This is a genomic window from Bacillus sp. JJ783 (assembly GCF_036963225.1).
In the GTDB taxonomy this organism is placed as follows: domain Bacteria; phylum Bacillota; class Bacilli; order Bacillales; family Bacillaceae_G; genus Bacillus_A; species Bacillus_A cereus_U.
Genome location: NZ_JBALMG010000134.1, coordinates 451 through 1815 on the forward strand (window position 1 = coordinate 451; position 1365 = coordinate 1815).

A 1365-nucleotide genomic window follows, 5' to 3' on the forward strand; every position below is an offset into this window, starting at 1 on the left:
TCCGCTCTGTAATATCGCGGACAACAATCATAATTTTATCTTGTAATAATGGTAAACATCTAGCTTCAAAGAAATCGATACTTTCATTAATTGTTAGAGGGTATTCTACAATTACATTCTTTCCTTCTTCTTTCAATTGGCGAATTGCTTCTTGAAATTGCTGTGCTACTGGAGACGGTAATATTTCGTAAAACTTTTTTCCCATAAAAGCTTCTGCGGGTACGTAAAATTTTGTAGGAGATCCTGCTTTATAATCTATAATTGTCCCATCGTCTTCTGTTAAAAAACATAAATCTGGTAAAGCTTTAAAAATTAATTCTAATTCAGAGGTTTGTTGTTTTAATTGCCCTTCTATCGCTTTTAAATGTGTAATATCTACCCCAACAGCCCAGTAACTAAATCCTGTTACAGGAAACTGCTCAGATATATTGGACCACATTATCGTTTTAATTTCACCATTTTTACATGTTAAACTCATTTCCCAATCTCTAAAATTCTTTCCACGAGTCAAAAATTTATTTTGTATTTGATGGCGATAATTATGGTCAGGATACAGTAATTGAAGAGCGTTTGGATTCCCAATTATTTCTTCAGCAGTATAACCTGTTACAATCTCGCATTCTCGATTCCACAAAACAAAATCTCCATTATAGTCAAGCGCATCAACCATAACAGGCATGTTTTGTAAGATCGTATGTAGTTCTTCCTCTTTTCGAGAAAGTAACGATGTATTTTTACTTTGAACTGCTTTTTTCACCCCAGCTATAATGAGGTTAGAAAGCATTTCAAAATATTTTTGACAATTGAAAATTTCGCTTCGTTTGGACCATACAACAAAAGATCCTAAATATTGATTGTATAAGAAAAGGGGGATTTCAATTTTGGGAAGTTTACATACTTTCATTTCATTAATTCCAAATGAAAATATACATTTGTTTTCAGCATCAAGAAGTTGATGTGATATGTTGGTTAATTTATAAAATTGTTCTGCCATGGTTTCTATTGTACTCACATCAATAAGTTCCATTAGCCGCGCATTCATTCCTTTTTCACCTCAATATGTAAAATTTATACAAATTCAAAATTCATACTTCTTCATTATACGAAGAAAGTGCTCCTAGGTATATAGCTGTAGAATAATTATTCGAACAAATTCTATTTTTCAATTAAAAACAGAAAATAATATGGGAGTGTTACGCGCTGCTAGTAGCAGTATAAAAATACAATAAACGTAGAATTCACAAAAAATTCACAACTTTCATGAAAAATGTAAACATTTATTCCAATATATTCTATATAATGAGGTGTAATAAGGCTTCTATGAATCTCATAGAATACCTTACCCCTAATAAAAAGAAAAAAAGA

The 1365-nt window shown here is 31.1% G+C and carries 1 protein-coding gene; it reads right to left on the reverse strand.

The features are described from left to right. The coding region (locus V7038_RS24025; RefSeq protein ID WP_335695749.1) for a PAS domain-containing protein at positions 1-1042 on the reverse strand (1042 nt) is incomplete at its 3' end. Positions 1043-1365: the final 323 nt, after the last annotated feature.